This is a genomic window from Asticcacaulis sp. AC460 (genome assembly GCF_000495795.1).
GTDB lineage: Bacteria > Pseudomonadota > Alphaproteobacteria > Caulobacterales > Caulobacteraceae > Asticcacaulis.
On record NZ_AWGD01000008.1, the window covers coordinates 321632 to 347792 of the forward strand.

At 62.1% G+C, this 26161-nt stretch carries 27 protein-coding genes; 14 read left to right on the forward strand and 13 right to left on the reverse strand.

Features of this window, described 5'->3' with window-relative positions; genetic code table 11:
• Position 1 precedes the first annotated feature (1 nt).
• Positions 2-1354 carry an MFS transporter gene (locus ABAC460_RS30010; protein WP_023452310.1) on the reverse strand — a complete coding sequence of 451 codons (1353 nt, stop codon included), beginning with the start codon at positions 1352-1354 and terminating at the stop codon, positions 2-4.
• Positions 1355-1632: 278 nt separating this feature from the next.
• Here ABAC460_RS30010 and ABAC460_RS30015 point away from each other — a divergent pair, with 278 nt between their 5' ends.
• A complete protein-coding gene (locus ABAC460_RS30015) occupies positions 1633-2766 on the forward strand; it encodes a lactonase family protein (RefSeq protein WP_023452311.1) in 1134 nt (377 codons plus the stop codon).
• On the opposite strand, the gene ABAC460_RS30020 is transcribed toward ABAC460_RS30015, so the two are convergent.
• From ABAC460_RS30020 to ykgO, 7 genes are all read right to left on the reverse strand, one after another.
• Positions 2750-5104, reverse strand: coding sequence for a GH36-type glycosyl hydrolase domain-containing protein (locus tag ABAC460_RS30020; protein ID WP_023452312.1), 2355 nt, complete (start codon positions 5102-5104; stop codon positions 2750-2752). The genes ABAC460_RS30015 and ABAC460_RS30020 overlap by 17 nt on opposite strands.
• A gap of 3 nt (positions 5105-5107) precedes the next feature.
• Entirely contained in the window at positions 5108-6472 is a 1365-nt protein-coding gene (locus tag ABAC460_RS30025) for an MFS transporter (protein ID WP_023452313.1), read from the reverse strand.
• Between the two features lie 69 nt (positions 6473-6541).
• The gene (locus ABAC460_RS30030) at positions 6542-7507 is read right to left on the reverse strand and encodes a hypothetical protein (RefSeq protein WP_023452314.1); all 966 of its coding nucleotides are present in this window, start codon (positions 7505-7507) and stop codon (positions 6542-6544) included.
• Complete coding sequence (locus ABAC460_RS30035) at positions 7494-7892, reverse strand: hypothetical protein (RefSeq protein WP_023452315.1); 399 nt, start codon at positions 7890-7892, stop codon at positions 7494-7496. Before ABAC460_RS30035 ends, ABAC460_RS30030 begins: the two co-directional genes overlap by 14 nt.
• A 440-nt stretch (positions 7893-8332) precedes the next feature.
• Positions 8333-8605: a DUF2312 domain-containing protein gene (locus ABAC460_RS30040; protein ID WP_023452316.1), complete on the reverse strand. Its 273-nt coding sequence runs from the start codon at positions 8603-8605 to the stop codon at positions 8333-8335.
• A 100-nt stretch (positions 8606-8705) separates the two neighbouring features.
• Positions 8706-9308: an HAD family hydrolase gene (locus ABAC460_RS30045; protein ID WP_023452317.1), complete on the reverse strand. Its 603-nt coding sequence runs from the start codon at positions 9306-9308 to the stop codon at positions 8706-8708.
• Positions 9309-9393: 85 nt separating this feature from the next.
• Positions 9394-9519: a type B 50S ribosomal protein L36 gene (gene ykgO / locus ABAC460_RS30050; protein WP_006274063.1), complete on the reverse strand. Its 126-nt coding sequence runs from the start codon at positions 9517-9519 to the stop codon at positions 9394-9396.
• A 222-nt stretch (positions 9520-9741) separates the two neighbouring features.
• Here ykgO and ABAC460_RS30055 point away from each other — a divergent pair, with 222 nt between their 5' ends.
• Both ABAC460_RS30055 and motA read left to right on the forward strand, forming a co-directional pair.
• Positions 9742-11088 (forward strand): lytic murein transglycosylase, encoded by a 1347-nt coding sequence (locus ABAC460_RS30055; RefSeq protein ID WP_023452318.1) that lies wholly within the window; start codon positions 9742-9744, stop codon positions 11086-11088.
• Positions 11089-11328: 240 nt separating this feature from the next.
• Positions 11329-12201, forward strand: coding sequence for a flagellar motor stator protein MotA (motA, locus tag ABAC460_RS30060; protein WP_023452319.1), 873 nt, complete (start codon positions 11329-11331; stop codon positions 12199-12201).
• A gap of 52 nt (positions 12202-12253) precedes the next feature.
• On the opposite strand, the gene ABAC460_RS49555 is transcribed toward motA, so the two are convergent.
• On the reverse strand, positions 12254-12415 hold the full coding sequence (locus ABAC460_RS49555; protein ID WP_023452320.1) for a hypothetical protein: 162 nt from the start codon (positions 12413-12415) through the stop codon (positions 12254-12256).
• 341 nt (positions 12416-12756) lie between these two features.
• On the opposite strand from ABAC460_RS49555, the gene ABAC460_RS30065 reads away from it, so the two are divergent.
• From ABAC460_RS30065 to ABAC460_RS30100, 8 genes are all read left to right on the forward strand, one after another.
• Positions 12757-12948 carry a hypothetical protein gene (locus ABAC460_RS30065; protein ID WP_023452321.1) on the forward strand — a complete coding sequence of 64 codons (192 nt, stop codon included), beginning with the start codon at positions 12757-12759 and terminating at the stop codon, positions 12946-12948.
• A gap of 85 nt (positions 12949-13033) precedes the next feature.
• Positions 13034-13300 (forward strand): hypothetical protein, encoded by a 267-nt coding sequence (locus ABAC460_RS30070; protein WP_023452322.1) that lies wholly within the window; start codon positions 13034-13036, stop codon positions 13298-13300.
• Positions 13300-15003 carry a tRNA (5-methylaminomethyl-2-thiouridine)(34)-methyltransferase MnmD gene (gene mnmD, locus ABAC460_RS30075; RefSeq protein WP_023452323.1) on the forward strand — a complete coding sequence of 568 codons (1704 nt, stop codon included), beginning with the start codon at positions 13300-13302 and terminating at the stop codon, positions 15001-15003. The genes ABAC460_RS30070 and mnmD overlap by 1 nt, the downstream gene beginning before the upstream one ends.
• A gap of 75 nt (positions 15004-15078) precedes the next feature.
• Positions 15079-15549 (forward strand): DUF6491 family protein, encoded by a 471-nt coding sequence (locus ABAC460_RS30080; protein WP_023452324.1) that lies wholly within the window; start codon positions 15079-15081, stop codon positions 15547-15549.
• A gap of 15 nt (positions 15550-15564) precedes the next feature.
• Positions 15565-15984: a DUF6491 family protein gene (locus ABAC460_RS30085; RefSeq protein ID WP_023452325.1), complete on the forward strand. Its 420-nt coding sequence runs from the start codon at positions 15565-15567 to the stop codon at positions 15982-15984.
• Positions 15985-15989: 5 nt separating this feature from the next.
• Positions 15990-16403, forward strand: coding sequence for a hypothetical protein (locus ABAC460_RS30090; protein ID WP_023452326.1), 414 nt, complete (start codon positions 15990-15992; stop codon positions 16401-16403).
• A 12-nt stretch (positions 16404-16415) separates the two neighbouring features.
• Positions 16416-16811 (forward strand): DUF6491 family protein, encoded by a 396-nt coding sequence (locus tag ABAC460_RS30095; protein WP_023452327.1) that lies wholly within the window; start codon positions 16416-16418, stop codon positions 16809-16811.
• Between the two features lie 49 nt (positions 16812-16860).
• Entirely contained in the window at positions 16861-17253 is a 393-nt protein-coding gene (locus ABAC460_RS30100; protein WP_155914581.1) for a hypothetical protein, read from the forward strand.
• 79 nt (positions 17254-17332) lie between these two features.
• On the opposite strand, the gene lepA is transcribed toward ABAC460_RS30100, so the two are convergent.
• Entirely contained in the window at positions 17333-19135 is a 1803-nt protein-coding gene (lepA, locus tag ABAC460_RS30105) for a translation elongation factor 4 (protein WP_023452329.1), read from the reverse strand.
• A 125-nt stretch (positions 19136-19260) separates the two neighbouring features.
• On the opposite strand from lepA, the gene ABAC460_RS30110 reads away from it, so the two are divergent.
• From ABAC460_RS30110 to ABAC460_RS30120, 3 genes are all read left to right on the forward strand, one after another.
• On the forward strand, positions 19261-20673 hold the full coding sequence (locus ABAC460_RS30110; RefSeq protein WP_162150296.1) for a S41 family peptidase: 1413 nt from the start codon (positions 19261-19263) through the stop codon (positions 20671-20673).
• A 78-nt stretch (positions 20674-20751) separates the two neighbouring features.
• Positions 20752-23223, forward strand: coding sequence for a glycoside hydrolase family 9 protein (locus ABAC460_RS30115; protein WP_023452331.1), 2472 nt, complete (start codon positions 20752-20754; stop codon positions 23221-23223).
• Positions 23224-23323: 100 nt separating this feature from the next.
• Positions 23324-23818, forward strand: a complete 495-nt coding sequence (locus ABAC460_RS30120) for a hypothetical protein (protein WP_023452332.1) — start codon at positions 23324-23326, stop codon at positions 23816-23818.
• 116 nt (positions 23819-23934) lie between these two features.
• On the opposite strand, the gene ABAC460_RS30125 is transcribed toward ABAC460_RS30120, so the two are convergent.
• The 3 genes from ABAC460_RS30125 to ABAC460_RS30130 form a co-directional block, all read right to left on the reverse strand.
• The gene (locus ABAC460_RS30125; RefSeq protein WP_023452333.1) at positions 23935-24474 is read right to left on the reverse strand and encodes a fasciclin domain-containing protein; all 540 of its coding nucleotides are present in this window, start codon (positions 24472-24474) and stop codon (positions 23935-23937) included.
• A 67-nt stretch (positions 24475-24541) separates the two neighbouring features.
• Positions 24542-24679 (reverse strand): hypothetical protein, encoded by a 138-nt coding sequence (locus tag ABAC460_RS49560; protein ID WP_023452334.1) that lies wholly within the window; start codon positions 24677-24679, stop codon positions 24542-24544.
• A gap of 131 nt (positions 24680-24810) precedes the next feature.
• Positions 24811-26058, reverse strand: coding sequence for an SGNH/GDSL hydrolase family protein (locus tag ABAC460_RS30130; RefSeq protein WP_023452335.1), 1248 nt, complete (start codon positions 26056-26058; stop codon positions 24811-24813).
• Positions 26059-26161: the final 103 nt, after the last annotated feature.

A 26161-nucleotide genomic window follows, 5' to 3' on the forward strand; every position in this document is an offset into this window, starting at 1 on the left:
ATTAGGCTTCGTTCTTGATGCCGCCGGCGATTTCGGCCTGGACGCGGATCACCTGGTCCGCCTTCAGGTCGTAGAAGCCGATGATGAGCGCGCCCAGGGCTGCCATGCCGGCCGGCACCACGCCGATCAGGATCCGGATATGGTCCAGCAAGGCGCCCGAGGCCGCGGTATTGGCGGTATAGCCTTCCGCCGTCAGGGCCCAGGCGATCAGGGCGACCGCAATGGCGGCGCCGATCTTGCGCGCCACCATCAGCAACGAAAAGGTCATGGCCGTCGCGGTCTTGCCGGTGCGCCAGGCGTTGAAATCGGCGACATCGGCATACATGGCCATGGTGATGGCCCAAATCGGACCCAGGGCCAGGCCGCCCAGCAATTGGCAGAAGAGGATCAGGCCCAACTGGTCGCGCGGCGCCAGGTAGAGGCCCAGGCTGGAGGCGGCAACAATACCCAGCATGACGGCGATCAGGCTGCGCCGGGTCAGCCAGCGCGTCAGGGTCGAGGTGGTGGCGGCGCCGGCCGCCAGGCCCAGGCCGAACAGCATGGTGAAACCGGTGACCAGGTCGGGATCGCCGACATAGTATTTGATGTAGTAGGGCGCCACGCCGGTGTGCAAGGCAAAGGCCGCCATCTGGACGAAACCGAGCAGAAACAGCGCCACCCAGGGGCGGCAGGTGAACAGGTCGCCGACGTCGCGCAGGGGATTCGCGTGTGGCGCTGACTGCGGCGTAAAGCGTTCGTGGGTGTTGAGGAACAGGTTGATGAAGACGCCGGCCGCCAGGACGCCGAACACCGTCATGGCGAACTGCCAGCCCAGGGCCTCCTGGCCCGGGCCGGTGAAGCCGACCAGCTTGGGGGTCAGCCAGGTGAGGAAGACCATGGCCAGGAAGCCGCCGCCAAAACGGGCGCTCATCAGGTATTCGCGCTGGCCGGAATCGGGCGTCAGGGCGCCGGACATGGCGTTATACGGCACCATGATGGCGGTATAGATCAGGTTGAGAAGACAGAAGCTGATATAGACGGCGGGGAGACGGGTTTCTTCGGTGAAGCTGGCGGTGGAAAAGGCCAGGACACCTGACGCGGCCAGGGGCAGGGACAGCCAGAGGAACCAGGGACGGTAGCGGCCGTAGGCTGTGCGGGTGCGGTCGGCGATCGCGGCGAAGACCGGCTCAGCCACGGCGCTGCTGATGCGCATGGCGACCAGCAACCCGCCCACGGCGGCGGCACTGAGGCCCACCACGTCGGTCAGGTACAGCATCAAAAAGGCTGTCATCGGCGCCCAATAGAGGTTAAAGCCGATATCGCCCAGGCTGTAGCTCACGGTCTCGACCGTGCCGACCCGCTGATATGCGCCCACGCCGGGCCTGGTTGATGCTACTATCGCCATACTGGTTCGCCCACTCCGAAAATGGACTATCGCGGAACTGTATGAGGAAACCGTAAAACAGGCGTCGTTTTACGCGAGTTATGACGTGTTATCGTTTGAAAAATCATAGGTTTACTGAATTTTTCACGCGTACCGGTTGTGCAATCGATTGGACTGACGTTTGTAAAACGGGGTGCGTCGATGAGAAATGTGTGGCGGGGCCGTCTCAAGCTGGCTACGACTAGGGCAAAAGATTGAGAGGAAAGCCGATGACAAAGTCCGTTTTGAACCGCCGCACCATGATGGTCAGTGCCCTGGCCATGGCCTCCGCATCGGCCTGCGCGAAGACGACAAAGGCGACGGCGGCTGTGGCTGATTTGAACCTGTTTGTCGGCACCTATAATGGCGACGATGCCAAGGGCGTCTATCCGCTGAGCTACAGCGCGTCGGCCGACACCTGGACGATCGGGCAGCCGGCGGCGCAGGTCGAAAACGTCTCGTTCGGGGCGTATAGCGCGAAACACAAGCGGCACTATCTGCTCAACGAGAAGGACGACGGCAAGGTTGGCGCCTGGACGGTAGCCGACGGCGCGTGGACCTTGACCAGTGAACAGTCGTCGCAAGGTTCGTCGCCGTGCTATGCCGCATTGTCGAAAGACGAGAGCGTCCTGGCGGTCGCCAATTACGGTGGCGGCAATGTCGTGGTCTATCCGTTGAGCGACAAGGGTGAACTGGGGGCGCCGATCGCCAATCGCAAGAACAGCGGTTCGGGGCCGAACAAGGACCGTCAGGAAGCGCCGCACGCCCATTGGGTACAGTTTTCGCCGGATCAGGAGCACATTTACAGCGTCGATCTGGGGACCGATCAGGTCCTGGCTTACGGCTATGATGCGGCTCAAAAGACGGTCGGTGATCAGGTCGTGGCCTTCCAGGCGCCTGCGGGATCAGGACCGCGCCATCTGGCCTTTCATCCGAATGGCCAGGTGGCTTTCCTGGTCACCGAACTCAACAACCTGTTGATCAGCCTTAAGAAAAATGCCGATGGCAGCTTTACGGAGATTCAGCAGGCGCCGCTGCTGCCGGCTGATTTTGCCGGCAAGAGCCAGGCCGCCCATATCGCCGTCAATGCCGCCGGAACGCGGGTCTACGCCTCCAACCGCGGCCATCACAGCATTGCCGTGTTCGAAACCGACGGTTCTGGCGCGCTGAAGCTGCTGCAGATCGCGCCGACCCTGGGAGACTGGCCGCGCTTCTTTGCTTTGTACGAAGCCCAGAAGCGCGTGATTGTCGCCCATCAGCGCAGCAACGATATCGTCGTCTTCACACTCAATGATGACGGTACCTTGACACCGAAGAACCAGAAGGTCGCCGTGCCGCGTCCGGTCTTTATCGGCGCGGTGTAACCACTTCGATCTTATAGGTTTTTCCGGCCTCAAAACCGCGGATCAGATCGCCGTCAACCGTTGCTTCCGGGCAGGTGACGATGGTCTGGGTTGCGGCGTCGTCGCTGCGAATGTCGATGTCGAAAACCGCGCCGCGGAAGTGGCGCGTGACGCGGGCCTGGGGCCATTGCGACGGAAGTTGCGGGGTGATCCGCAGGCCTTCGCGGCTGCCTTTGACGCCGAAGAGGCCCTCGATGACGCTGCGATAGATCCAGGATGCGGTGCCGGTGTTAAACAGGTGCGACGACCGGCCCGAGGCGTCCGGGAATTGGCGGTGGGCGCCACGATAGTAGTTGGGTACGAAGACCGGCATCTGGCCGCGGCGCAGATAGTCGGCGTCGTTGGGCCCGACCAGCATTTTTCGCAGTAGTTCGAAGGCCTTGTCGCCTTCACCGACCTGATAGAGGCTGTAGATGTAGAAGGCGGCGGCGTGGTTATAGACCGAGCCGTTTTCGGCAACGCCGGGGAACTTCTGGGTCAGGCGGCCGACATCCTCACGCATGTGGGTATAGGCCGGGGCGATCATTTCGACGCCGTAGGGCGTCTCAAGCTGTTCTTCGATCGCCTTGATCATCAAGGGTTTTTTGGCGTCACCCGCAACCCCGGCCATAAGGGCGAAGCTTTGCGGGTTGAGATAGATGCGGCCTTCGCCGTCGGCCTTGACCCCGAAGATGACGCCGTCGTCGGTGATGCCGCGGCCGTACCAGTCGCCGTCCCACAGGTGGGTATTGGCGGTATCGCGGAATTGCAGTGCAGCGGCTTCGAATTCGGTGGCGTCGCGGCCGTCGCGGATAAGGATCTGCGTCCAGAGTTTCAAGCCGTAGGCGGTGGCGATGGTCAGCCAGCCGGACACGCCCAGGCCTTTCCAGCCGACCATGTTCATCGGGTCGTTCCAGTCGCCCTGCTCGATGAAGCTAAGGCCGCGATGGTCGACTTTTTCGATCAACCATTGCATGGCCCAGGAAACGCGGTCGCGGACGGTTTTTTCGGCACCGGTCTCCTGGTCCTTCACCACTGCGTCGAGGACGGCGTAGTCGTCGGTTTCGTCGAGATAGGCTTCCAGCAGCATGGGCAGCCAGACGCAGTGATCGGTGTGCGGAACCTGGTTGATGTATTTCAGTTCCGCCCCGTCATACAGGGTGATGCCGTCGGGCATGGAACCGTTGGCATGCTGTTGCGACAAGGCTTTGAGCAGGGTGGCGCGGGCCGCTTCCGGTCGTACATAGACGTTGCCAAGCGCGTCCTGAAGGAAGTTGCGCGTCTGCGGATCCGTGGTCAGCCGGTTGGTGTCGCCGTGGTAATAGACCTGGCGTGGCAGCCAGGTGTTGACGAAGGTGGTCAGGTGTTCGTCGCCGAAATCAATATTGAGCGACCCCCGGCCCTGGGCCATGTAGGCGGCGTAGTCGGTGCGGGCGCGTTCGAAACCTTCGGCCGACAGCCAGGTGTCTTTTAGCCGCTGGATCTCGGCGGCGTTGAAAGCCGGACCGAACAGGAAGCGGTGGGTGACCGTGTCGCCGGGCGCCAGGTCGTGGTCAAATTGCAGGGCTGCGATCGGATTTTCATAGCGGGCAATGCCGCCGCTCAGGCGATCCGCGGTGATGGCGTCCGGGCGGTGCAGGCCGCCTTCGCCTTCGAACGGGCGTTGGCGGGTCTCGAAGGCCACCGGCGTCTGTTCGCTCAGCAGGAAGACCTTGTCTTTCAGGTTCTTGTTTTTGAAGTAGTCGGCGACCTTTTGGTAGGGCGTGACGCAATCGCCGACGATGGCGTTCAGACCGGCGTCGAAGGCGGCCGACTGGCTCATCCAACTCATCAGGCCGAGCGGAAAGGCGGGGTAGAGGCTCAGACGGCGCGGCGATCCATGGTTGATCAGCCGCAGTTGCCAAAGTTCGACAGCGTCGTCGACCGGCAGGAGGAGGTCGAGTTCAAGCCGCAGGCCGGCCTGTTCCAGCACCCAGCCGATGCTATCGGGTTTGACCTCGAAGGCAAAACGGTCCCAGGGGCTGCGGGCCGGCTCATAGGGCGCCGAACGCAGGTCGCCGGTGTCGCGGTCCTTCAGGTAGAAGAAGCGGCCGGGATGGTGGGCGTAGGTGCCCTGTTCCGGCAGCATGAAATGCTTCTGCTCCAGGATCTGGGCGCGGGCGTATTTGGACGGCTCGGGCTGCATGAACTGGGCGGTGGCGTAGCCGCGCGCATTCATGTGGATCATCATCCGTTTGTTCCACAGATAGCCTGCGGCCAAGGGAAGGGCGATCGGGCTGTTGAGACGGCACAGCCGGGTTTCGAAATCGATCAGAGACATGACTTAGTTCTGGGCCTTGCGAGCTTCCAGGTCGGCCTGGATGGTCTTCAGCTTGGCGTCGTTGAGGTTGTAGAGGAACAGGATGAAGACCGACGCAAAGGCGATGGCGCCGGGCACCACGCTCATCAGCAGGACGATGCCTTCCTGGGAGGCGTTGCTCTGGACCTGGTTGGGCTGGTAACCCATCGAGGCCAGGACCCAGGCGATCACCGCCGAGGCCAGGGCCGCACCCATCTTCTGCGAGAAGCTGGCAGCGGCGAAGGTCATGCCGGTGGCGCGGCGGCCGGTCTTATGTTCGTTGTAGTCGGCCGCGTCGGCATACATGGAGAAGGTCAGGGGCGATTTGGGCCCCAGGCACAGGCCGATGGCGGCCTGCAGGCCGTACATCAGGGTGATATTGTCCTTGGGCACGAAATAGAAGGCGCAGGACAGCAGCCCGACCAGGGTCATCAGGATGATCAGCAGCCGTTTCTTGTCGATAAAGCGCGTCAGGACCGGCGTGATCAGCGATCCCGTCGCCAAGGCCACGCCGTAAATGGTCAGGAAGGCGCCGATATCGTCCTTATCGCCGCCGACATAGTATTTGATGTAGTAGGCGCTGGCGCCGGCGCGGGTACTGATGGTCACCATGATTACCAGGGCCAGGGCAAACAGGATCACCCAGGGACGGTTGCCGATCAGGTCGCCCAGGTCTTTAAACGGACTGACGGGCGCTTCCGACACCGGCTGCACGCGCTCACGCGTCACCAGGGCCAGGATGGCGAACAGGAAACAGGCCAGGACGCCGTACAGGGCCATGGTGGCGGGCCAGCCGTCGACCACGCCCTGTTTATCGAACCAGGCAACGAATTTCAGTGTGAAATAGTTGACGAAGGTTGTGCCCAGGAAGCCGCCGACGAAACGGAAGCTGTTAATCTGGGTGCGGATTTGCGGGTCGTTGGTCAGGACGCCGGACAGGGCGCCGTAGGGGATGTTGCCGACGGAATAAAGCGCCCCCAGGGTGCCGAAGGTTGCGGCGGCATAGATCAGCTTGCCGTTCAGCGACAGGTCGGGCGTGATAAAGGTAATGACGCCGAAAATGGCCAGCGGCAGGCTACCCCACAGCAGCCACGGGCGAAAGCGGCCCCATTTCGACTTGGTGCGGTCGGCGACGGCGCCCATGACCGGGTCGACACAGGCATCGATCAACTTGGTCACCAGCAGCATGGTGCCGGCGGCGGCGGTCGGAATGCCGAAACTGTCGGTGTAGAAGAACAGCAGATAGGACGAGATGGTCGCCCAGTACAGGTTGAACCCGAAATCACCGAAGCCGTAGGATATGCGTTCCAGCCACGAAGGCTTGCCGCCGCTGTGCGTCGTTTGCGTCATCTTCCCAACCGTTTTGTTATATCGTTATCGTAAGGTGTTAGCAGCGCCGGGCCGGTTTGGCCAGCGCCGTCACCTTAAAAAGCGAGCGCTTTTCTGCCGGCAGGTCAGCAGTTCGCGGTCACCGTTCTGCTGCGACGGCTCGATTTCGGAGGCCTCGTGCCATTCGTTGAACGAGACTATCAGGATCCAGTCCGGATCGGCGGCAATGGCGGCATCCCACAGGCTGCGAAACAGTTTGCCCTTGTCACGGTCAATCACCGGGCGCGGTTTCGGTCTGTCGGGGACCAGGCGATCGTCGAAGCCCGGAAGGATGGTGGCGGTCCTGACCTTCAGGCCGGCCTGATAGCCGACCCAGCCCTTGTAGAACTGGCGCCGCCACAGCCATTCGACGCCATGATCCTGAGCGAGGTAATAGGCCATGTCGTAGATGTGGACGCCATCGACATAGGGGGCGCGTTCGTTGATCTGATTGCGGCCATTGCCCGTGGCGATAAAAGCCAGGGCCTTGTTGCCGATCAGCGCCCGGGCCTGTTTCCAGCCTTCCAGGCCAAGGGTTTGCAGCACACGATCGTAGAGGAAGATCACCGGGCGGCCATCGAGCATCAACCATTGCTTATGGTGGGTATAGTGGCTGTGCAGGTACAGGACCTGGTCGGCCAGGACCTGGGGTGTGGCGGCGTTTTCGATATAGGCGCAGACCTTGAGATTCGTCTTTGCCGCAGCGTCCAGGAGTTTCGGCAATTGTTGATCGGTGGGATCACCTGGTCCCCACCATGAGGCGATAAAGCCGGTAATGCCGTTGTTGCTGGCCTGTTGGACGTGACGGGCGATGACGGCGTCGTCCTGGCTGTCATAGGGGCCGGTGACCGGGGTGTTGGGCGAACCGGGATTTTGCCAGTGCGCCTGGGCGCCTTTCGTCCGGTACCAGCCGTAGTAGAAGGCCAGGACCTGTTTTTGCGGTCGTGTGGCGGCCAGGGCGCGAAGCGGTAGCAGGGCTAGCGCGGTCAGGGCGGCGAGAAGGCTACGTCTCAGCATCGGGTTTGGCCTTTCGCGCTTTCTTGCGGATTTCCTTGAGTTTTACGCCTTGGCGCAGGGACAGGGTACCGTTCACGGCGCCCTTGTCGGGATCGGCGAAGGCGCGGCCATAGGTTTTGACTCTTTCGGATACGCCGTCGATGAAGTCGCTTTCCCAGGGTGACAGCTCGATGCCTGAACTGGCGGCGTCTTGGCGTGCCTTTTCCAGCGCGCGCAGGGTGGCCTTTTGTAGGGATTTCTGTTGCGCCTTGCGCTGTTCGGCCGGTGAGGGCGGGGCGGTGTTCATCCCGCCGCCCTGTTTCATGCCAGAGGTCTTCAGGGCCGTCTTTGTCTGCGGCATCGTGGTGCGCTGGAGCGGCTTTCCGGGTTTGGAGGTGAAGGCCATGGCTCAGATTTGAGCATCCGGCGCCGGTGCGTCAAGGCATTATCGGTAAGATGGGTGGAAGCAAACGACGGAACACACGGAAAAAGTCGGCAAGAAACGGAATTCCGGTTACGGTGCCGCCCGCGAGAAGTGCCTTCATTCCATGAGTTTATCGGTCGTATTCCGGCTGAGTTGAAGCCATTAATTCCGTGTGTTCAGTGCACGCCGCCATCGGCGGCGCTTCAGTGGTTTCCGTGTTCCTCTTAAATGTCAGAGGCAGGCCGGCTGGCCAAAAGCCTTCTGAAGCGAAGAAGGGGAACACGGACCACACGGAGGCCGCTGCGCGGCGACACTGAAAACACGGAATTCAGGGTGTTGAACGGCCCGAACAAACCTTCATCTGTTTTGGGAATGAAGGCGCTTCGCGCCGGCAGCGCCGTGACCGGAATTCGGTTATTAGATTACATGCCGATAGCCGACATGTAGAGCTCCAGGATGGCCTCTTCTTCCTCGCGCTTCAGCTTGTCCTTCTTGCGGATCGACACGACCTTGCGCAGGATCTTGACGTCGAAACCTTCGCCCTTGGCTTCGGAATAGACTTCCTTGATGTCGTTGGCGATTACGGCCTTGTCTTCTTCCAAACGCTCGATGCGCTCGATAATAGTGCGCAGGCGGGTCTGGGCGGCGCCGGTGATAACGTCGTTGGAAGTGATGGAGGCGGCGTCGTCGGCCATGGCAATAGTCCCGATACTGAAAGGTTGGGCTTAACCATAGCCAAGGTGATTCGCGACCTCAACGCCCAGTTTGTTAAGAAGCCCGATCGCCTGTGGACAATTACAGGACGCCGGCGGCGACCAGGGCCGGGCGCAGGGCTTTCGGGTCCTGGAACAGGTGCGTGACAAAGCCTTTGCTACGGGCGACGTCAATATTGATGGCGCTGTCGTCGGTGAAGAAGATCTCTTCCGCCGGCAGGCCGAGGCGGCGCAGGGTGATGTCGTAGATGACGGGATCGGGCTTGATCACCCTTTCCGCGCCGGAGATGATGATGTCGCGGAAATAGCTGAAGACCGGGCTGTGCGAGAAGACCATGGCGGATTTTTCGGCCGGCATGTTGGTCAGGGCGTACAAGGGCACGTCTTTTTTGTGCAGCTCTTCAAGGACAGCGATGGTTTCGGGCACCAGATCGCCCAGCATGTCTTCGAACCGTTCGTCGAAGGCCAGAATCTCCGCCGTATAGTCGGGGTGGGCCAGCAGGCGTTCCTTGCGGTTGTCGGCAAAGGTGACGCCGGCATCGTGGGCCGCGTGCCACGACATGGGCACCACGGTCTCCAGCACAAAGGCGCGGCGGACCGGGTCTTCAATCATCCGGTTATAGAGATTGGAGGCGTGCCAGGTGATGATGACATTGCCGATATCGAACAGAACGGCCTTAACCATAAATCTCATCCCGACATGAAAAAACGCTCGAAATCCAATGACTTCAAGCGTTCGTTTCAGCTAATGAAAGCGAAGAGCCTAAGGCTTAGCCTTGCTTGGCCTTGAAGCGCGGATCCGTCTTGTTGATCACATAGACGACGCCTTTGCGGCGCACGATCTTGCAGTCGCGATGGCGACCCTTGAGCGACTTGAGCGAGCTGCGGACTTTCATGGTTCTACCCGAAAATGAATGTGTTATGTCCGCCTGGCGATGGACGCGGCGTGACAAGAGCGGTGGCTTCTAGAAGAGCGCCTCAATTTTGTCAACGCGATAAAGCAGGGTGAAATCAGAATTTCCTCTACCGGGCGGTATTTTCATCGCGGCTGTGGCCTTTAAAGCCTTGGAAAGGGAATCGCAATCGGGGTAAATAGGCCTCAAACCTCGGGAGCTCTTATGCGTCTTCGTTATGTCAGCCTGTTCGCCCTGTTGAGCGCCTGCGCCACGGACACACAGCCGCCTGCGCCGATGCCGCAAGCGCCGGTCGCGCCGCCCGTCGCCGCGGGAGAGCCCGCGCCGGCGTCTTCGAGCTCGGCGTCATCGGCGCCTGCCGCGGCCGAACCTGCACCCGCGCCGGTTCCGGCCATCACCTACGCCAATTTCGACCAGTGGAAGCAGAACTTCATCAGCAAGGCGGCGTCGCGCGGCTTTGACCCGGTGTTCACGTCGCAGGTGCTGGAAAACGTCCAGCCGCTGTCGAACGTCCTGTCATCCGACAACCAGCAGCCGGAATTCTCCAAGCCGGCCAGTTCCTATATGCGTCAGGCGGTCAGCCCGACCCGCGCCGCGGCGGCGCGGACCCGGCTGGACGCCAATACCAATGTATCGGCGATCGTGACCAGGTTCGGGGTGCCGGCGCATCTGCTGGGCGGCATCTGGACCATGGAAAGCGATCTCGGCCGGGTTCAGGGCAATATCGATGTCATTTCGGCCCTGGCGACCCTGGCCTATGACGGCCGGCGCCGGGTATGGGCCGAGGATGAGCTCATCGCCTGCCTGACCATATTGCGCGACCACAAGATCGGTCGCGACACCCTGAAAGGCTCGTGGGCCGGGGCCATGGGTCAGACCCAGTTCCTGCCGGATAACTACATCAGGCTGGGCGCCGACGGCGATAATGACGGCATCGTCGATATCTGGAAGTCGGATTCGGACGCCCTGGCGTCGTCGGCCAACCTGTTGGCCAAGGCCGGGTGGAAGCCCGACCAGGATTGGGCGGTGGAAGTCATCCTGCCGGCCGGTTTCGACTATTATCTCGGCGAGACGGTGAAAAAGACGCCGGCCGAATGGGCGGCGCTGGGTGTCAAGCGCGCCGATGGCGGTTACTGGCGTCCGACCGAGCAGGGCGAGCAAACCACCCTGCTGCTGCCGTCGGGGGCGAAGGGCCCGGCCTTTCTCGCGCTGCCGAACCACTATGTCATCCGCAAATACAACAATTCGACCAGTTATGCTTTGGCCGTCGGGTTGATCGCCGACCTGATCGCGGGCAAGCCGGCGCTGAAGACGCCGTGGCCGACCGAGCCGCCGCTGAGCCTGGAGCAACGCAAGAAGACCCAGGAGGCGCTGAAGGCGGCCGGCTATGATATCGGCACGGTCGACGGCGTGATCGGGGTCAAGACGCGCCAGGCGATTCGCGATTGGCAAAAGGCGCGTGGCGAGGTGGCCGACGGTTATCTCAGCTTCGAGTTGGCCAACCGATTCGTGGTGATGCAGGGTGGTACGCCGGCAACCCCGCCTTCGTAGGTTTTTTTACCACGGACCACACAGACCACACGGACATTGAGGCCGTTCTGACGCCGCGCAGCGGCCTTGTCTATCGACTGCCGCTGCGCGGCGGGGGGCAGAACCGATTGAAAGTCCGTGTGGTCCGTGTGGTCCGTGGTACAATTCTGATCCCCCGACGGTGAAGATTCACGGTTAAGGAAACCGGCCCTTAAGGATTAACCACGATAGTGAGCCCAAAGAATCGTTCGTGGGCCCTCTATGTTTCAGATCATCGGTATCGTCCTCCTCTTCGCCATGGTGTTCGGCAGCTACATGCTGTCCGGGGGTAACTTCGCGCCGATCATCGAAGCGGCGCCCCACGAACTCATGGCCATCGGCGGCGCCGCCGTTGCCGCGACCCTGATCTCCAACTCGCTAACCACGCTGAAAGGCATGGGGGGCGGCATGGGCAAGGTGTTCGGCGGCCCGAAATGGAAGGCCTCCGACTATCGCGATCTGCTGTCGCTGCTGTTCCTGCTGACCAAGACGATGAAGTCGAAAGGTGTCATCGCACTGGAAAGCCACATCGAAAAGCCTCACGATTCCAGTATCTTCAAGCGTTTTCCGAAGATCGTGAAAGACCATTTCGCGGTCGATTTTATCTGTGACACCCTGCGCATGATGACCATGAACCTGGAAGACCCGCACCAGGTCGAAGACGCCATGGAAAAGCAGCTCGAAAAGCACCATCACGAAGCGCTGCATCCCGCCCACGCCCTGCAGAACATGGCCGACGCCCTGCCGGCGCTGGGGATCGTCGCCGCCGTTCTGGGGGTTATCAAGACCATGGGCTCGATCACCGAGCCGCCGGAAGTCCTCGGCGCCATGATCGGCGGCGCTCTGGTCGGTACCTTCCTGGGCGTCTTCCTGGCCTATGGCCTGGTCGGTCCGTTCGCCTCGCGCATGTCCTCCGTGGTCGAGGAAGAGGGCGCTTTCTACAAGATCATCCAGTCGGTCCTGGTTGCCCACCTGCACGGCAACGCCGCTCAGATATCGGTCGAAATCGGCCGTGGTTCCATCCCCAGCCCGTCGCAGCCTTCGTTCCTGGAAATGGAAGAGGCGCTTAATAATATCCCGGCCGAAGCGGCCTAGTCCAGGATGAGCTGAAGGTCTGCGTTCAGCCGACAGATTCCCAAAGTGCCTTTCAGGTCGCCGGCCGCATCCATTTCGATGCGGCCGGTTTCGCCGTCGAAACCGTCGGCTGTCTGGAAACCGTCAGACCTTCTACATAGGGCGTGAAAAAGTAGGTGACATTGTCGCTGTTGGACAGATTAACGCGCCAGGCGGACCGTCGGTGTGGCGGCATACGCGGCGCCCGCCAGACTCCATCCTGCAACGCCTGCGAGAATCACCCACCGTTTCATGCCCTGTTTCCCTGCCTGTGGGCGCATATACGAAGACCTTCGTTGCGGAATCATGGTGGTGCGCGGGGCGCGAAGGGGGCATTTCGCCCGCCGACGTCGTCTCTGCGGGTTTTGGACAGGCCCGTTTTCATCCTTTCTGTTGAAAAAGGCGATCACAATCGCATCTTCGATCACAGTTTTGTGAAATAGCACTTGCGGGACTCAGGCGTTTTGAGTATGACTCGATCCGTGGGCGTAGGCTTCAAGGTCCTGACGCTCTAACGTTAGAATTAAGGATCTGATCATGACCTCCAAAATCGTCCGCGTCGCCCTGATCGCCGCTGTTGCCGCTGCTTCGCTGTCCGTCGCCGCTTGCCAGCCGAAGGCCACTGAAGCCGAAGCCGCCGCTTCGGAAGCCACCTCGGAAATGGCCGTCGAAGCCTCGGCTGAAGTCTCGGCCGCTTCGGTCGAAGCTTCGGTTGCTGCTTCGCACTAATCTATTCGCCTCAGGGCGATATGATGAAGGGCCGCACCTCAGGTGCGGCCCTTTTTCGTGCCGCAATCCTGGGGTAGGAGATATCATGCGCCCGATTCTGATTCCCCTGATAATTGCGACCCTGTCCCTGGGCGCGTGCGGCGAAAAGGCCGAGGACGGCCACGCCGAAGCTGAGGCCGAAGCCCCAGCCGACATGCCGATGGATGCCGCCAGCGCCGATGCCCAGGCCGCCCTGGAAGCCGCTGCTGCCGCCGAACCCGTGGCTGTTGAAGCCGGATCTGCATCTGCCGCCGCGCCTGCGCCGCCCTCAGGTTCGGCTGCGCCGGCCGCCAAACCGGCAGACCATCATTAGTGACGGAAACTGATGTCTATTTTGCCGAAGACGGTACGCCGCGGTCGGCGCGCTTCGGTGACATCTATTATTCGCCCCAGGACGGCCTGGCGGAAAGCCGCGCGGTTTTCCTGGACGGTTGCCATCTGGGCCAGGCCTGGGCCGAAAGTACCGACTTCACGATCCTGGAACTGGGCTTCGGCACAGGGTTGAATATCGCTGCCGCACTGGAATTGTGGACGCGCTCGGGATGCCCCGGCAGGCTGCATATCTTTACCGTTGAAGCTTTCGTGATGGCGCGTGATCAGGCGGCGACTGCGCTCGCAAACTGGCCCGAAATTGCGCAATTTGCGCAGGCCATCGCCGGCCAGTGGCCAACAAAAAGGCGCGGCTTTCATCATATGGATTTCCCGCAGTGGCGGGTCAGCGTGACCATCGCCCTGATGGAGGTCGATGCAGCGCTCGACGCGTGGCAAGGAAAGGCGGATGCGGTCTTTCTCGACGGCTTTTCGCCCGCGCTCAATCCTGACATGTGGTCGCCCGCCGTGTTCGGGCGGATCGCCGAACGGGTTCACCCGGGCGCCCGACTGGCGACCTTCACCGTCGCCGGCCATGTCCGGCGCGGTTTGCAGGATGCCGGCTTTACCGTCGCTAAATGTCCGGGCTTTGGCCGCAAGCGCGAGCGCCTGGAAGCCGTTTTTGGCGGAGAGGCCTCGCCACGCGTCCGGCCACAACGTATTGCCATTGCCGGGGCCGGGATTGCCGGCGCCTGTCTGGCCTGGCAGGCGGGATTGTTCGGCCTGGAGGCGGATATCTATGATCCGGCGCCGGGCAGCGGTGCCTCGGGTAATCCGGCCGCCCTGGTCACGCCGCGCCTGGATGCCGGCGACAACGCGATCTCGGCGCTCTTCGCCGACGCCTTTGCCTACGCCACGGCCTTCTATCGTCATTGGACGCCAGGTGCGGTTCTGGGGCAGGGCGTGCGGCAATGCGCCCTGGAGGACCGCGATCTGGCGCGATTTGAACGCATCGCAGGGCAGGCCGGATTTGTGGCCGGGGACCTGGCGCCGTTTGCGGCCGGCACTCTGGTCAATATGCCTGCCCTGGCGGGGCTGCACCTGAAGCCGGCGCTTACCATCGCGCCGGTCGAGGTCGTGCGGACGATGCTGGCGGGGCAAGTGGTGATCCGCGAACGCCTGCCTGACGACCTGAGTGGCTACGACGCGGTCGTCCTGGCCTGTGGCGAGGGCATACTGGACCGTGACATCGGTTTTGCGCTGCGTCCGGTACGGGGGCAGATCGAGATCGCGGCAGGTCAGACGCTGGACGGTGCCCTGGCGTGGGGCGGCTATGCCGTACCCACGTCGGAGGGCATGCTTTTTGGCGCCACCCATGATCGTGACGACCGCGGCAGCGAGGTCCGTCCGCAGTCGCGCGAGGCCAATCTGATCAACCTCGCCAAGGTTCTGCCGCAGATGGCTGAAACCCTGGGCGGTAGGGATCTGCGGTCGCGGGCGTCGGTGCGGGTGACGACGCGCGACCATCTGCCTGTGGCGGGCGAAATCGCGCCCGGGCTTCACGTCCTGACGGGGCTGGGCTCGCGCGGCTTCTGCCTGGCGCCGTTGCTGGCCAAGGCGGTTGTGGCCGGTATCACCGGGTTTGCGCCGCCACTGCGTGCGGCAACGGCAAATTTAATCCATCCCCGGCGCTTTGTTCGCGATTAATGGACGTATAACCAAGGTGTTCATCCGCCGTTCAGTTTGGCGGGCGTAGCGTCCGTTCAAAGAAGGGGTACTGACATGAAAAGCGTTCTTCTGGTATCCGCCTGCGCCGCCGCCCTGGGGTTGGCGGCCATTTCTGCGGTCAGTGTCTCCTATGCCGGTTCGTCCCGTCCGGACGACAGCAGCCGCCAATTGACGCGCAATCGCAGCGAATGCTTCGACCCCGACTTTGTCCGCAGCTATGTCACGGTCAATGACCATAAGGTCGTGATCGTGTCCGATCGCAACAATGCCTACGAACTGACCTTGGGTGGCGTCTGTATCGGGCTGGATACCAGCTTCCAGATCGGCATCCGGTCGCGCCACGGCTTCAGTGACATCTGCGGTCCCTTCGATGGCGATATCGTGTGGGATGACGGGCTGCGTGGCCTGCAATCGTGCCCGATCACCAGCATGCGTCACCTGGAAGGCGAAGAGGCGGCAGACTATGTCCGCGGCGGCCGTTCGCAACGCGGCAGCGACGAACGGTCCGATGACCGCAACCGATAAGAAGAGGAACACCCGATGAATATCCGCAAAGCCCTCGGTTTCTCAGTCGCCGGCCTGGCCGCCGGAATTTTGACCGTGACCCTGGTTTCGACCACCCAGGCCGGGGAAGACGATCGTGGCGCCCGCAGCGAGCGCGCGACGCCGCGCTGCCTGGACGGCCGCAATGTCGGCCGCACCCATGTGATCGATCAGAATACGCTGCTGGTCTATGACCGCTTCGATAATCCGTACAAGCTGGACGTTGGCGGTCCGTGCCGCAGCATGAATGACATGTCCGTCTTCGGCTTTGAGTTCAACGGGTCGAACCAGATCTGCGACGCGCACGACGCGATGCTGCTGCGTTACGAACCGCCCAGCAACATGGTGTCGCGCTGTCTGATCAATGGCATTGAGCCGCTCACCCGCGAGGAAGCGGCCGAACTGGATAAGGGGTAAGAGTCATGGCAATTTCAAAACTGGTCAAGATCGGCTGGGCCTTTCCGATGGTGTTGGGCGTCGCCGTGGTCGGCACCGCCTTTGCCTTTGCTGCATCGCGCTCACTGGCCGGAGACGGTGAGACGGCGAAACCGACCGCCCGCTGCGTGTCGACGCCGCTGGAAACGACCGATATCGTCGACCGCAAGACCCTCTATATCGAGGATCGCTCCGGCAATGCCGCCATCCTGCATATGAGCAATGGCTGCCTGAGCCAGGGCGAACCGGTGGGCTTCGAGTTCTATGGCTCCAGCCAGATCTGCAAGCCGATCGACGCCAATGTCACCGGCGGGCTGGCCGGTGCCGTGCCGCTGCGCTGCATGGTCAAGTCGGTGGAGTTGCTGACGCGCGAAGAAGCCAAGGCCTATCATTCGCGGTAAGGAGAAGTTCAGATGTTGCGGAATGTGATCTTCGGGTTTGCCGGCGCCGGTGTTGCTGTCGTTGTTTTGACGGGAGCGACCCTGGCGGGGGACGGTGAACGCAGTGATCGCGTCGCGGCCGGGCAATGCGTGTCGCGCCCATTGGACCAGACCAAGATCATCGACGATGAGACGCTGTATGTCGACGACCGGGGCGGTCGGGCCGTGTTGCTGCACATGTCGGGAGCCTGTCTGTTCAATTCATTTGAGCCGGTCGGGCTGGAGTTTCATGGCGGGGCCATGCGCATCTGCGACCCGCTGGATGTCGATGTGACGGGGAGCGTAACGACCATGCCGACGCGGTGTATCATCCGTTCGGTCGAGGCTCTGACGCCGGAGCGGGCGGCCGAGTATCGCCGCAGGCGTTAAAGTGTTTGGTGGGGGCTTTGTCCTGTGGGACTTTTGGAGGAGGGAAACCATGTACAGAATGATGATTATCGCCGGGGCGATTTTGGCCGCCGGGGCTGCGGCGGGCCTGGGCAGCCAGGCTCGGGACAAGCCCGCTGACGCGGCGCCGGCCTGTGTCCACCATCCGATGAAGGACACACGGATCATCGATGAGCGGACGGTCGGTGTCAGCGACCATCACGGTCACGTGGCGATCCTGAGCCTGAGCGGACCGTGCGCCCGTGGCAATCCGCAAGCGCTGATGGTCGAGCTAAAGGATATGACCTACCAGCTGTGCGGTCCGAATGATGCCGATGTGGTCGATGTTGACGGACCCGTGCGGCTGACCTGCCGGGTGACGGACGTCAAGCTGATGAGCCGCGAGGAGGCTGAAAGCTTCGCGCCCGATCAGGGGCCGTGGTAGGATTTGCTTTATCCTCCCCCGGCCTCGCCGGCAGGCAACGCGGGGGAGGATAAAGGAAGCAAGTATTCGCTTTCGCCGGTCAGTCGTTGTCCATTTTCAGGGCGGCGATGAAGGCTTCCTGCGGGATGTCGACCTTGCCGAACTGCCGCATGCGCTTCTTGCCTTCTTTCTGCTTCTCCAGCAGCTTCTTCTTGCGCGTGGCGTCGCCGCCATAGCACTTCGCCGTCACGTCCTTGCGAAGGGCGCGGACGGTTTCGCGCGCGATGATCCGGCCGCCGATGGCCGCCTGAATCGGAATGACGAACATGTGCTGGGGGATCAGGTCCTTCATCTTCTCGCACATGCCGCGGCCGCGCATCTCGGCCCGGTCGCGGTGGACCAGCATCGACAGCGCGTCGACAGGCTCGGCATTGACCAAGATCGACATCTTGACCAGGTCGCCTTCGCGATAGCCCTCGATCGAATAGTCGAAGCTGGCATAGCCTTTCGACACCGACTTCAGGCGGTCGTAGAAGTCGAACACGACTTCGTTCAGCGGCAGGTTATAGACCACCATGGCGCGGGTGCCGACATAGGACAGGTCAACCTGCATGCCGCGGCGGTCCTGGCACAGCTTGATGATGGCGCCGAGATAGTCGTCCGGGCAGAAGATGGTCGCCTTGATCCACGGCTCTTCGATATGCTCGATATAGACCGGGTCGGGCATGTCGGCCGGGTTATGCAGGTCGATGACCTCGCCCTTGTTCATGTGGATCTTGTAGACGACTGACGGCGCGGTGGCGATCAGGTCGAGATTGAACTCACGCGACAGGCGCTCCTGGATGATTTCCAGGTGCAGCAGCCCCAGGAACCCGCAGCGGAAGCCGAAACCGAGCGCCGCGGAGGTCTCCATTTCGAACGAGAAGCTGGCGTCGTTGAGGCGCAGGCGGCCCATGGCGGCGCGCAGGTCTTCGAAGTCGGCGGCGTCGACCGGGAAGATACCGCAGAACACGACCGGCTGGACTTCCTTGAAGCCCGTCAGCGCCTTGTCGGTCGGCTTGCGTTCGTCGGTGATGGTGTCGCCGACGGCGGCGTCGGAGACTTCCTTGATCTGGGCGGTAAAGAAGCCGATTTCACCCGGCCCGAGGTGGGCGACATCCGTTGCCTTGGGGAAGAAGACGCCCAGCTTGTCGATCTTGTAGGTGGCGCCGGCATTCATCAGCTTGACCTGCTGGCCGGGCTTCATGGCGCCGTCGAAGACGCGGACCAGGACGACGACGCCGAGGTAGGCGTCGTACCAGGCATCGACCAGCAGCGCCTTTAGCGGCGCGGTGACGTCGCCCTTGGGGGCGGGCAGGCGGGTGACGATGGCTTCCAGCACGTCCTCGATGCCGAGGCCGGACTTGGCCGAGGCCAGGACGGCGTCGGAGGCGTCGATGCCGATGACGTCCTCGATCTGGGCACGGACGCGCTCGGGCTCGGCGGCCGGCAGGTCGATCTTGTTGAGGACCGGAACGATCTCATGGTTGTTGTCGATGGCCTGGTAGACATTGGCCAGGGTCTGGGCTTCGACGCCCTGGGACGCGTCGACGACCAGGATCGAGCCTTCGCAGGCGGCCAGGGAGCGCGACACTTCGTAGGCGAAGTCGACATGGCCCGGCGTGTCCATCAGGTTCAGGACGTAGGTCTTGCCGTCGTGGGCCTTGTAGTTGAGGCGGACGGTCTGGGCCTTGATGGTGATGCCGCGTTCGCGCTCGATATCCATGTTGTCGAGCACCTGTTCCTTCATCTCACGCGCGGTGAGGCCGCCGGTATGTTGAATCAGGCGGTCGGACAGGGTGGACTTGCCGTGGTCGATATGGGCGACGATGGAGAAGTTACGGATAAGCGAGAGATCGGTCATGCGCCGGGCGATAGCATGATCCGCTATATAAAGGAAAGACCTGCTATGCCTCGCTAATCCGCTGAACCGTTATGGGCGTATCAGGTCGGCGAAACAAGGGCGCGAACATGCACAGGCGGACACTTTTGGCATCCTTGACGGCGGTGGTTGCCGCTCCAGCGTGGGCGGGAGACGTTGTCGCCCTACGCGAAGATCTGCCGTTGCTGCGCCGGATCTATGAAACCCTGCATCCAGGACTTTACCGCTATCAGACGCCGCAGGCCTGGGCGGAGGCCTGTGATCATCTGGCGGCGGACCTGCGCCGACCCGCCGATGTGGCGCAGCAGTATCTGGCGCTGTCGCGTCTGGCCGGGCGAGTGAAGTGCGGCCACACCTATGCCAACTTCTTCAATCAGTCCAAAGCGATACGGCGTCGCGTTATCGAGCCTGCCAACAAGCTGCCGTTTCATTTCCTGTGGCTGGGCGACCGGATGGTTGTGACGGAAAATCCTCTTGGCGTGGAGGGGATCAAGCGGGGAAGCGAAATTCTCACCATCGATGGCGTTCCGGTCAGCCGGATTCGCCGGGCCCTCCTGCCGTATATGCGGGCCGACGGGAACAACGACGCCAAACGGTATGCCCTGATGAACGTTCAGGGTGTCGATCGTATCGAAACCTTCGACGTGTTCTATCCGCTGTTGTTTCCGTCAGAGCGGCCGGTCTTCGCCTTGGGGCTTTCCGGGCGACAGGTGCCCGTCGAGAAGATAGGCCAGGCGGTACGCGAAAAGATGATGGCGGCGGGGAATGATGAAACCGTCCCCGACTACTGGACCCTGACCTGGCCCAAGCCCGGCATCGCCCTGCTGACCATGCCGGGGTGGGCGCTGTATGATGTCACTTGGGACTGGAAGGCGCGGCTTGACGCCATGTTTGAAGAGATGGCCGCTCAGGGTGCGCGGGGCCTGATCGTCGATATCCGCGAGAATGAGGGCGGCTTCGATTGCGGACATGAGATCATTGCCCGCCTGATCGACACGCCGTTGCCTCTGGACGCTGACTATGAACGCCGGGTGCGGTTCCGGACGACCCCGGCCGATCTCAATCCGTACCTGGATACGTGGGACCGGTCGTTCGAACGGCTGGGCGAGGGGGCGGAGGATCTTGGCGACGGCTTCTTTCGGCTCAAGGACGACGAGGAAGGCGTCGCCGTCATCTCGCCCAAGGGGCCAAGGTTCAGGGGCAAGGTCGTGGTCCTGTCGTCGGCACAGAACAGTTCCGCAACCTTCCAGTTTATCTCACTGGTCAAGCGTCACGGTCTTGCGCGGGTGTACGGTCAGCCGACCGGCGGTAATCAACGCGGGATCAATGGTGGCGCCTTCTTCTTTGTGCGTCTGCCCAACAGCGGGCTGGAAATCGACCTGCCGCTGATCGGGACCTTTCCGAAAACGCCGCGTCCGGACGAAGGTCTTGCGCCGGATGTGTTCGTAGAGCCATCGCTGGCGGATATTGCTTCCGGAAGGGACGCGGTTCTGGAGCGGGTGATCGCCGATTTGGGGTGACGGATCGCTTATCGGACTGGTCAGGCCAATCCTGTCGTGGTAGCGGTATCACAATAAGAAAATACAGGAGAGGATTCCATGCGTATTCCGGTGCTGATGTCAGCGCTGTGCGCGCTCGTGTGCGCCGCGCCCGCCCTGAGTGAGCCGCTCAAGCTCAATGACAAGGGCTATTTCGAAACCCGCGGCGTCAATGTCATGGTGTTTTCGAACTGGTACGACGGGCTGTTTTCCGACGCCAAGATTTCCGGCGTCGAGATCATCCACCAGGGTGTGCGCACCGCCACCAATGGCGACGTCCGGCTGATGCCGACGCCGGGCCAGTGGGACGAGATCGGCCAGATGTCCGACCGCAAGTTCGATCCCGCTACCGGCATCATCGAAACCACGCTGACCTATCCTGCTTACGACTTCACCTATGTCATGCGCGCCGTGCCGAAGGGCGACGGCGTCGAGATCACCATCAATCTCGATAAGCCTTTGCCGACGGCGCTGGAGGGGCGGGCCGGGTTCAATCTCGAATTCCTGCCGTCGGCCTATTTTCGCAAGAGCTATATGGCCGATGCCAAGGGGGGCGGGTTCCCGCTGTATCCGTCCGGGCCGATGAAGACGCTGTCCGACGGCAAGACGGAACCCTTGCCGCTTGCAAGCGGTCGCAGCTTCGTCTTGGCGCCGGAAGACGCCACGCGCCGAGTGACGGTGACCAGCGCCGATCCGATCAACCTCTATGACGGCCGCAACCAAGCCCAGAACGGATGGTATGTGCTGCGCGGGCTGATCCCGGCGGGCAAGACCGGCGCGGTCATCTCCTGGACGGTGACGCCGAACAGCGACCCGAATTGGGTGCGGCCGGCCATGATCGCGCATTCGCAGCTCGGCTATGCGCCGAATGCCAAGAAGGTGGCGGTGATCGAGCTGGATCGCAACGATACCTCGCCGGCCTCGGCGCGGTTGCTGGAGGTGTCGCCGGACGGGGCCATTACGCCCGTGCTGACGGCGGAGACCAAGCCGTGGGGCCAATATCTGCGTTACGACTACCGGACGTTCGACTTCTCGTCGGTCTCAAAGCCCGGCCTCTACGTCATCGAATACGGCAGCCAGCGCACCAGCACCTTCCGTATCGACCCGGCCATCTATGCTGAGGCGTGGCAGCCGACGCTCGATGTCTTCATGCCGGTCCAGATGGACCATATGTTCGTCAATGAAGCCTATCGCGTCTGGCACGGCGATCCGCACCGCGACGATGCGCTTCAGGCGCCGCTGAACCAGGACCATATCGACCTCTATGCCTCGAAGGACACGACCGACACGCGGTTCAAACCGTTCGAGCACATACCGGGGCTGAATGTCGGCGGCTGGCTGGATGCCGGCGACTTCGATATCCGCACCCAGACCAATTACGGCGTCGTTCGCAGCCTGGTCGAAACCTGGGAGCTGTTCGGCATCGACCGTGACCAGACGACGATCGACCAGGACCGACGCTATGTCGACATCCATGTGCCGGACGGCCAGGCCGACATGTTGCAGCAGATCCGTCACGGCGCCATCCAGTTAATCGCCCAGTTCGACTCGGTCGGCCACGCCATCAACGGCATTGTCGAGCCCGATGTGGCGCAATACACCCATCTGGGCGACGCGGTGACCAAGACCGATGGCTTGATTTATGACCCGTCGCTGAAGCCGGGTGAGGTGATGGGTAACCGCTCGGGGACGCGCGATGACCGATGGGCCTTCACCAACCGGTCGTCGTCGTTGAACTATGGTTCGATCGCCGCCCTGGCCGCGTCATCGCGGGCTTTGCGCGGGTTTGACGACCCGCTGGCCGACAAGGCCCTGGGGATCGCCACGCGGGTGTGGGACGAGGAGCAAAGCCATCCGCCCGTCATCTTCCAACATGGCAACACCACCGGCGGGCCGATCCTTAATGAGGAACTGACGGCGGCGGTGGAACTGCTGATCACCACCAGGGACGCGAAATACGCCAAACGCATCGAGGCGCTGTGGCCGCAGGTCGAGAAGGCCTTCCCGCCCAATGCCGACCTGATCGCCAAGGTCATTCCTTATATGCCGAAAGGCTTCAAGGCGAAGGTACGGCCGGCGGTCGTCGCCTATGCCGCCGAGGTCAAGAAGATGTCGGCCGCCAATCCGTTCGGCGTGCCGATCACCGAAGCCGGCTGGGCCGGATCGGGGCGAGTGATCGACTTCGGGCTGACCAATGCCTGGCTGAACACCCAGTTCCCCGACCTGATCGGCACCGAATCGGTGTTGGCAGCGGTGGAGTTCCTGCACGGTAATCATCCGGGTTCGAACGTGTCGTTCGTGTCGGGTATCGGCACCGTGTCGAAGGAGGTCGCCTACGGTAACAACCGCGCCGACTTCAGTTTTATCGCCGGCGGCGTGGTGCCGGGCGTGCTGATCCTCAAGCCGGACTTCCCGGAAAACAAGGAGGACTGGCCGTTCCTGTGGGGCGAAAACGAGTATGTCATCAGCCAGGCGCCGATCTATATCCAGTTGGTTCACCGCGCGCAAAAATTGGTAGAAGGCCCAAAATAGCCCACTTCCGTTTTTTGATTTTTGTCATATAATTAAAATTTCAAAAATCAGAATTCCCGCGGTCTCGGGGACAGCGGGAACAAAACAGGGAGCTATTTTCATGTTGAACCGCAGACTGTGTCTGGCCGGGATGACCGGTGCGTCGCTGAGCGTTATGGCGGGCATCGCCCGGGCGGCTGATCCGTTGCTGGTCTATGCTGACGGCCTGGCGCCGGGCTGGTGGATCGGCGGCTGGACGAAGAACACGCCGCAGTTTCCACTGGAAGACCAGAAGCCCGTCCAGCTCACCATGGAGGGGTGGAACGCTTTCACCTTCCAGACCGGCACGCCGGTGGACACCACGGCTTACAAGACCCTGACCATCGTTGTTCATGGCGGTGACGAGGGCAAGCAGGAGTTCAAGCTATCGGCCAAGTTGGGCGACAAGGTCGTGTCGCAGGAAATGAACGTCAAGTGCCAGAAGGGCCAGTGGGGCCGGGTGGATGTGCCGCTCAGCCGCATGAAGATCAAGGGGCCGATTGACACCCTGTTCCTGCAGAACAAGTCGCCAGACAAGATGGCGCCGTTCTATGTCAATTTCGTCCTTTTCCAGTAATTCTAACGGCCTCTGATCTCGACGCTTACTCAAGTGCCCCGCCCGGCGCTTCGCGCCATCCTCCCCATAAATGGGGTGGGCAAAGCAAGGTCAAGATTTAGGCCCGCTAGTCTAAGTTAGATTTTGGGAACAAGCACGGCGTCGACCACATGGACGACGCCGTTTTCCTGTTTGACGTCGGGCGTGGTGATGCGCGCCTGGACGCCGCTGTCACTTGTGATCAGCAAGTCACCGTTTGCGCTGAGCGAAGCGGTGAGGGGACAGCCGCCCATGGTGTCGAGGCGATAGCTCCCACCATGATCGACCACCAGCTTTTGCAGTTGTTCCACCGAGGTCAGGCCGGTGACCATGCTGCAGTCGAAGACTTTCTGCAGGCGCGGTTTGTCGCCCAGGAGCGACGTGTCAGGCAGGGCATCGAAGGCGGCATCGGTCGGGGCAAACAGGGTGAAAGGCCCCTTGCCGGCCAGGTCGCCGACCAGGCCGGCGGTTTTGACCGCTTCGACCAGTTTGTCGTGGTCGCCCGACGCCGACAGGTTGGCCATCATGGTCTTGGACGGATACATCTGGGCGCCGCCGACCTGAGGGTTCTGGACCGGCCCCGGCGTCGCACAAGCCCCCAAAAGGGCGCAGGCGGTGAGGGTGAGGAAGAGTTTCATGCCTCACGTCACCACGCCGCGTCCTTTGGGCGCTATATCGATATGCCGCCGGAATATCAAAAAGCGGTCAATCGTGTTGGTTATGGGCCGGGTTCTGGTTGTTTTCGGCCGGTCCGCTCATGCCGGACATGGTGTTGCAGGCGGCGAGGCTCAGGGCGGCGAAGGCGATAAGGGCGGTAACGCGCAGGCGGGAAGCGAGATGCATGGTGACATCCTCCGGTTTCGGCCAGCCGGTATGGCCAAGCCTCCCAAGGGTTACGCATGGAGATGCGTTCGGGATGCCGGTTTGACGATGTCTTTGCAGAAGCAGGGAGGGTTCGACACCTCGCCCTGACCTTATTTGAACAGCTCCAGCGGTACGGCGTCCGCCATGGCCTTGTAGCCCGCTTCAGAGGGGTGCAGGTGGTCGCCGCTGTCATAGGCCGGAAGTAACCGGTCGGGCTGGGCCGGGTCGCGCATGGCGGCGTCGAAGTCGATCACCGCGTCGAAATTACCCGGCGTCCGAATCCAGGCATTGATCGCCTGGCGGTCGGCCTCGCTCACGGGCTCCGGGTGGTAATAGGTGTTGCCGGCATAGGGCATGACGGTGGCGCCGTAGACCTTGATGCCCTGGCTGCGCGCCTTGTGGATAAGTTGTGCATAACCGGCTGTGACATTGGCCACCAGGTCGGCATGGGCCTCCGGCGTCGCCGACGCGTCGCGGGTCAGCGTCCCCAGGTCGTTGACGCCTTCCAGAAGGATGACATAGCCGACATTGGGCGGCGACAGAACTTCGCGGTCGAAGCGCGCCAGGGCGTTGGGCCCCAGGCCATCCAGCAGCATGCGGTTGCCGCCGATGCCGCCATTGAGCACGGGCAGGGGGCGGCCGGTGGCGGCCAGGCGCTTCATCAGCCCGTCGCCCCAACGGGTGTTGCGGTTGTCCTTGACGCCGTAGCCGTCGGTGATCGAGTCGCCGAAAGCGACGATCGCCCGGGTTTTCGGCTTGGCGGCGACTTCGAGACCCGAGATCAGGTACCAGCGCTGGAAAACCGTGGCGTCGGCCAGAGCGGCGTCGTCGACGCGGTTGCCCTTGACCAGGTAGGACGGTGTGCGGGCGCCGGGATGGCCGGTCTGAACCATGGGCGGGGTGGCGATATGTAAGCTGATCGCGGCATCGCTGAGGCCCGGCAGATCGACGGCGACCGGATCGGACAGGTAGTCGGCGCCGGCGGGGATGGTGACCTTGTCGCGCCCGCCGAACAGGACCTTGGCCGTGGTGGCGGTGTCGATGGTGGACGTGTCGGGTGTGGCGATGCGGGCGATGCGGACCGAATCCACGGTCAGAGGTTCCTTGCCGTAGATGTTCGACAGCCGCACGCGGTAGGACTGGCCCGGATAGGTGACGCGCACGACCTGGCGCAGGGTGGCATCGGTCAGTTGCTCGGGCGTCAGGGCGTTGTTGCCTTCGGCGATCATCTGGGACGAGCCCCAGGCAGCGACCCAATGCGGTTGTTTGTCCTTGGCCAGGACCGGCGGCGCCAGAACCAGGCAGGCCGCCAAAAGAACTGTGGGAAGCGCGAGGGCGGAGATACACAGATGACGCATGGCATTTCCTGTGACGATTATCGTTGAAATTGGTCTGACCTTAAAACGCGTCGCCAGGCGTGACAAGGTCAGATGCACTAAAATGGAGAGGCGTTTCCTCTCC

Coding starts and splice junctions, on each gene's coding strand:
- ABAC460_RS30015 (WP_023452311.1), top strand. CDS start 1,633: ATGACAAAGTCCGTTTTGAACCGCCGCACCATGATGGTCAGTGCCCTG.
- ABAC460_RS30020 (WP_023452312.1), bottom strand. CDS start 5,104: ATGTCTCTGATCGATTTCGAAACCCGGCTGTGCCGTCTCAACAGCCCG.
- ABAC460_RS30025 (WP_023452313.1), bottom strand. CDS start 6,472: ATGACGCAAACGACGCACAGCGGCGGCAAGCCTTCGTGGCTGGAACGC.
- ABAC460_RS30030 (WP_023452314.1), bottom strand. CDS start 7,507: ATGCTGAGACGTAGCCTTCTCGCCGCCCTGACCGCGCTAGCCCTGCTA.
- ABAC460_RS30035 (WP_023452315.1), bottom strand. CDS start 7,892: ATGGCCTTCACCTCCAAACCCGGAAAGCCGCTCCAGCGCACCACGATG.
- ABAC460_RS30040 (WP_023452316.1), bottom strand. CDS start 8,605: ATGGCCGACGACGCCGCCTCCATCACTTCCAACGACGTTATCACCGGC.
- ABAC460_RS30045 (WP_023452317.1), bottom strand. CDS start 9,308: ATGGTTAAGGCCGTTCTGTTCGATATCGGCAATGTCATCATCACCTGG.
- ykgO (WP_006274063.1), bottom strand. CDS start 9,519: ATGAAAGTCCGCAGCTCGCTCAAGTCGCTCAAGGGTCGCCATCGCGAC.
- ABAC460_RS30055 (WP_023452318.1), top strand. CDS start 9,742: ATGCGTCTTCGTTATGTCAGCCTGTTCGCCCTGTTGAGCGCCTGCGCC.
- motA (WP_023452319.1), top strand. CDS start 11,329: ATGTTTCAGATCATCGGTATCGTCCTCCTCTTCGCCATGGTGTTCGGC.
- ABAC460_RS49555 (WP_023452320.1), bottom strand. CDS start 12,415: ATGCCGCCACACCGACGGTCCGCCTGGCGCGTTAATCTGTCCAACAGC.
- ABAC460_RS30065 (WP_023452321.1), top strand. CDS start 12,757: ATGACCTCCAAAATCGTCCGCGTCGCCCTGATCGCCGCTGTTGCCGCT.
- ABAC460_RS30070 (WP_023452322.1), top strand. CDS start 13,034: ATGCGCCCGATTCTGATTCCCCTGATAATTGCGACCCTGTCCCTGGGC.
- ABAC460_RS30080 (WP_023452324.1), top strand. CDS start 15,079: ATGAAAAGCGTTCTTCTGGTATCCGCCTGCGCCGCCGCCCTGGGGTTG.
- ABAC460_RS30085 (WP_023452325.1), top strand. CDS start 15,565: ATGAATATCCGCAAAGCCCTCGGTTTCTCAGTCGCCGGCCTGGCCGCC.
- ABAC460_RS30090 (WP_023452326.1), top strand. CDS start 15,990: ATGGCAATTTCAAAACTGGTCAAGATCGGCTGGGCCTTTCCGATGGTG.
- ABAC460_RS30095 (WP_023452327.1), top strand. CDS start 16,416: ATGTTGCGGAATGTGATCTTCGGGTTTGCCGGCGCCGGTGTTGCTGTC.
- ABAC460_RS30100 (WP_155914581.1), top strand. CDS start 16,861: ATGTACAGAATGATGATTATCGCCGGGGCGATTTTGGCCGCCGGGGCT.
- lepA (WP_023452329.1), bottom strand. CDS start 19,135: ATGACCGATCTCTCGCTTATCCGTAACTTCTCCATCGTCGCCCATATC.
- ABAC460_RS30115 (WP_023452331.1), top strand. CDS start 20,752: ATGCGTATTCCGGTGCTGATGTCAGCGCTGTGCGCGCTCGTGTGCGCC.
- ABAC460_RS30120 (WP_023452332.1), top strand. CDS start 23,324: ATGTTGAACCGCAGACTGTGTCTGGCCGGGATGACCGGTGCGTCGCTG.
- ABAC460_RS30125 (WP_023452333.1), bottom strand. CDS start 24,474: ATGAAACTCTTCCTCACCCTCACCGCCTGCGCCCTTTTGGGGGCTTGT.
- ABAC460_RS49560 (WP_023452334.1), bottom strand. CDS start 24,679: ATGCATCTCGCTTCCCGCCTGCGCGTTACCGCCCTTATCGCCTTCGCC.
- ABAC460_RS30130 (WP_023452335.1), bottom strand. CDS start 26,058: ATGCGTCATCTGTGTATCTCCGCCCTCGCGCTTCCCACAGTTCTTTTG.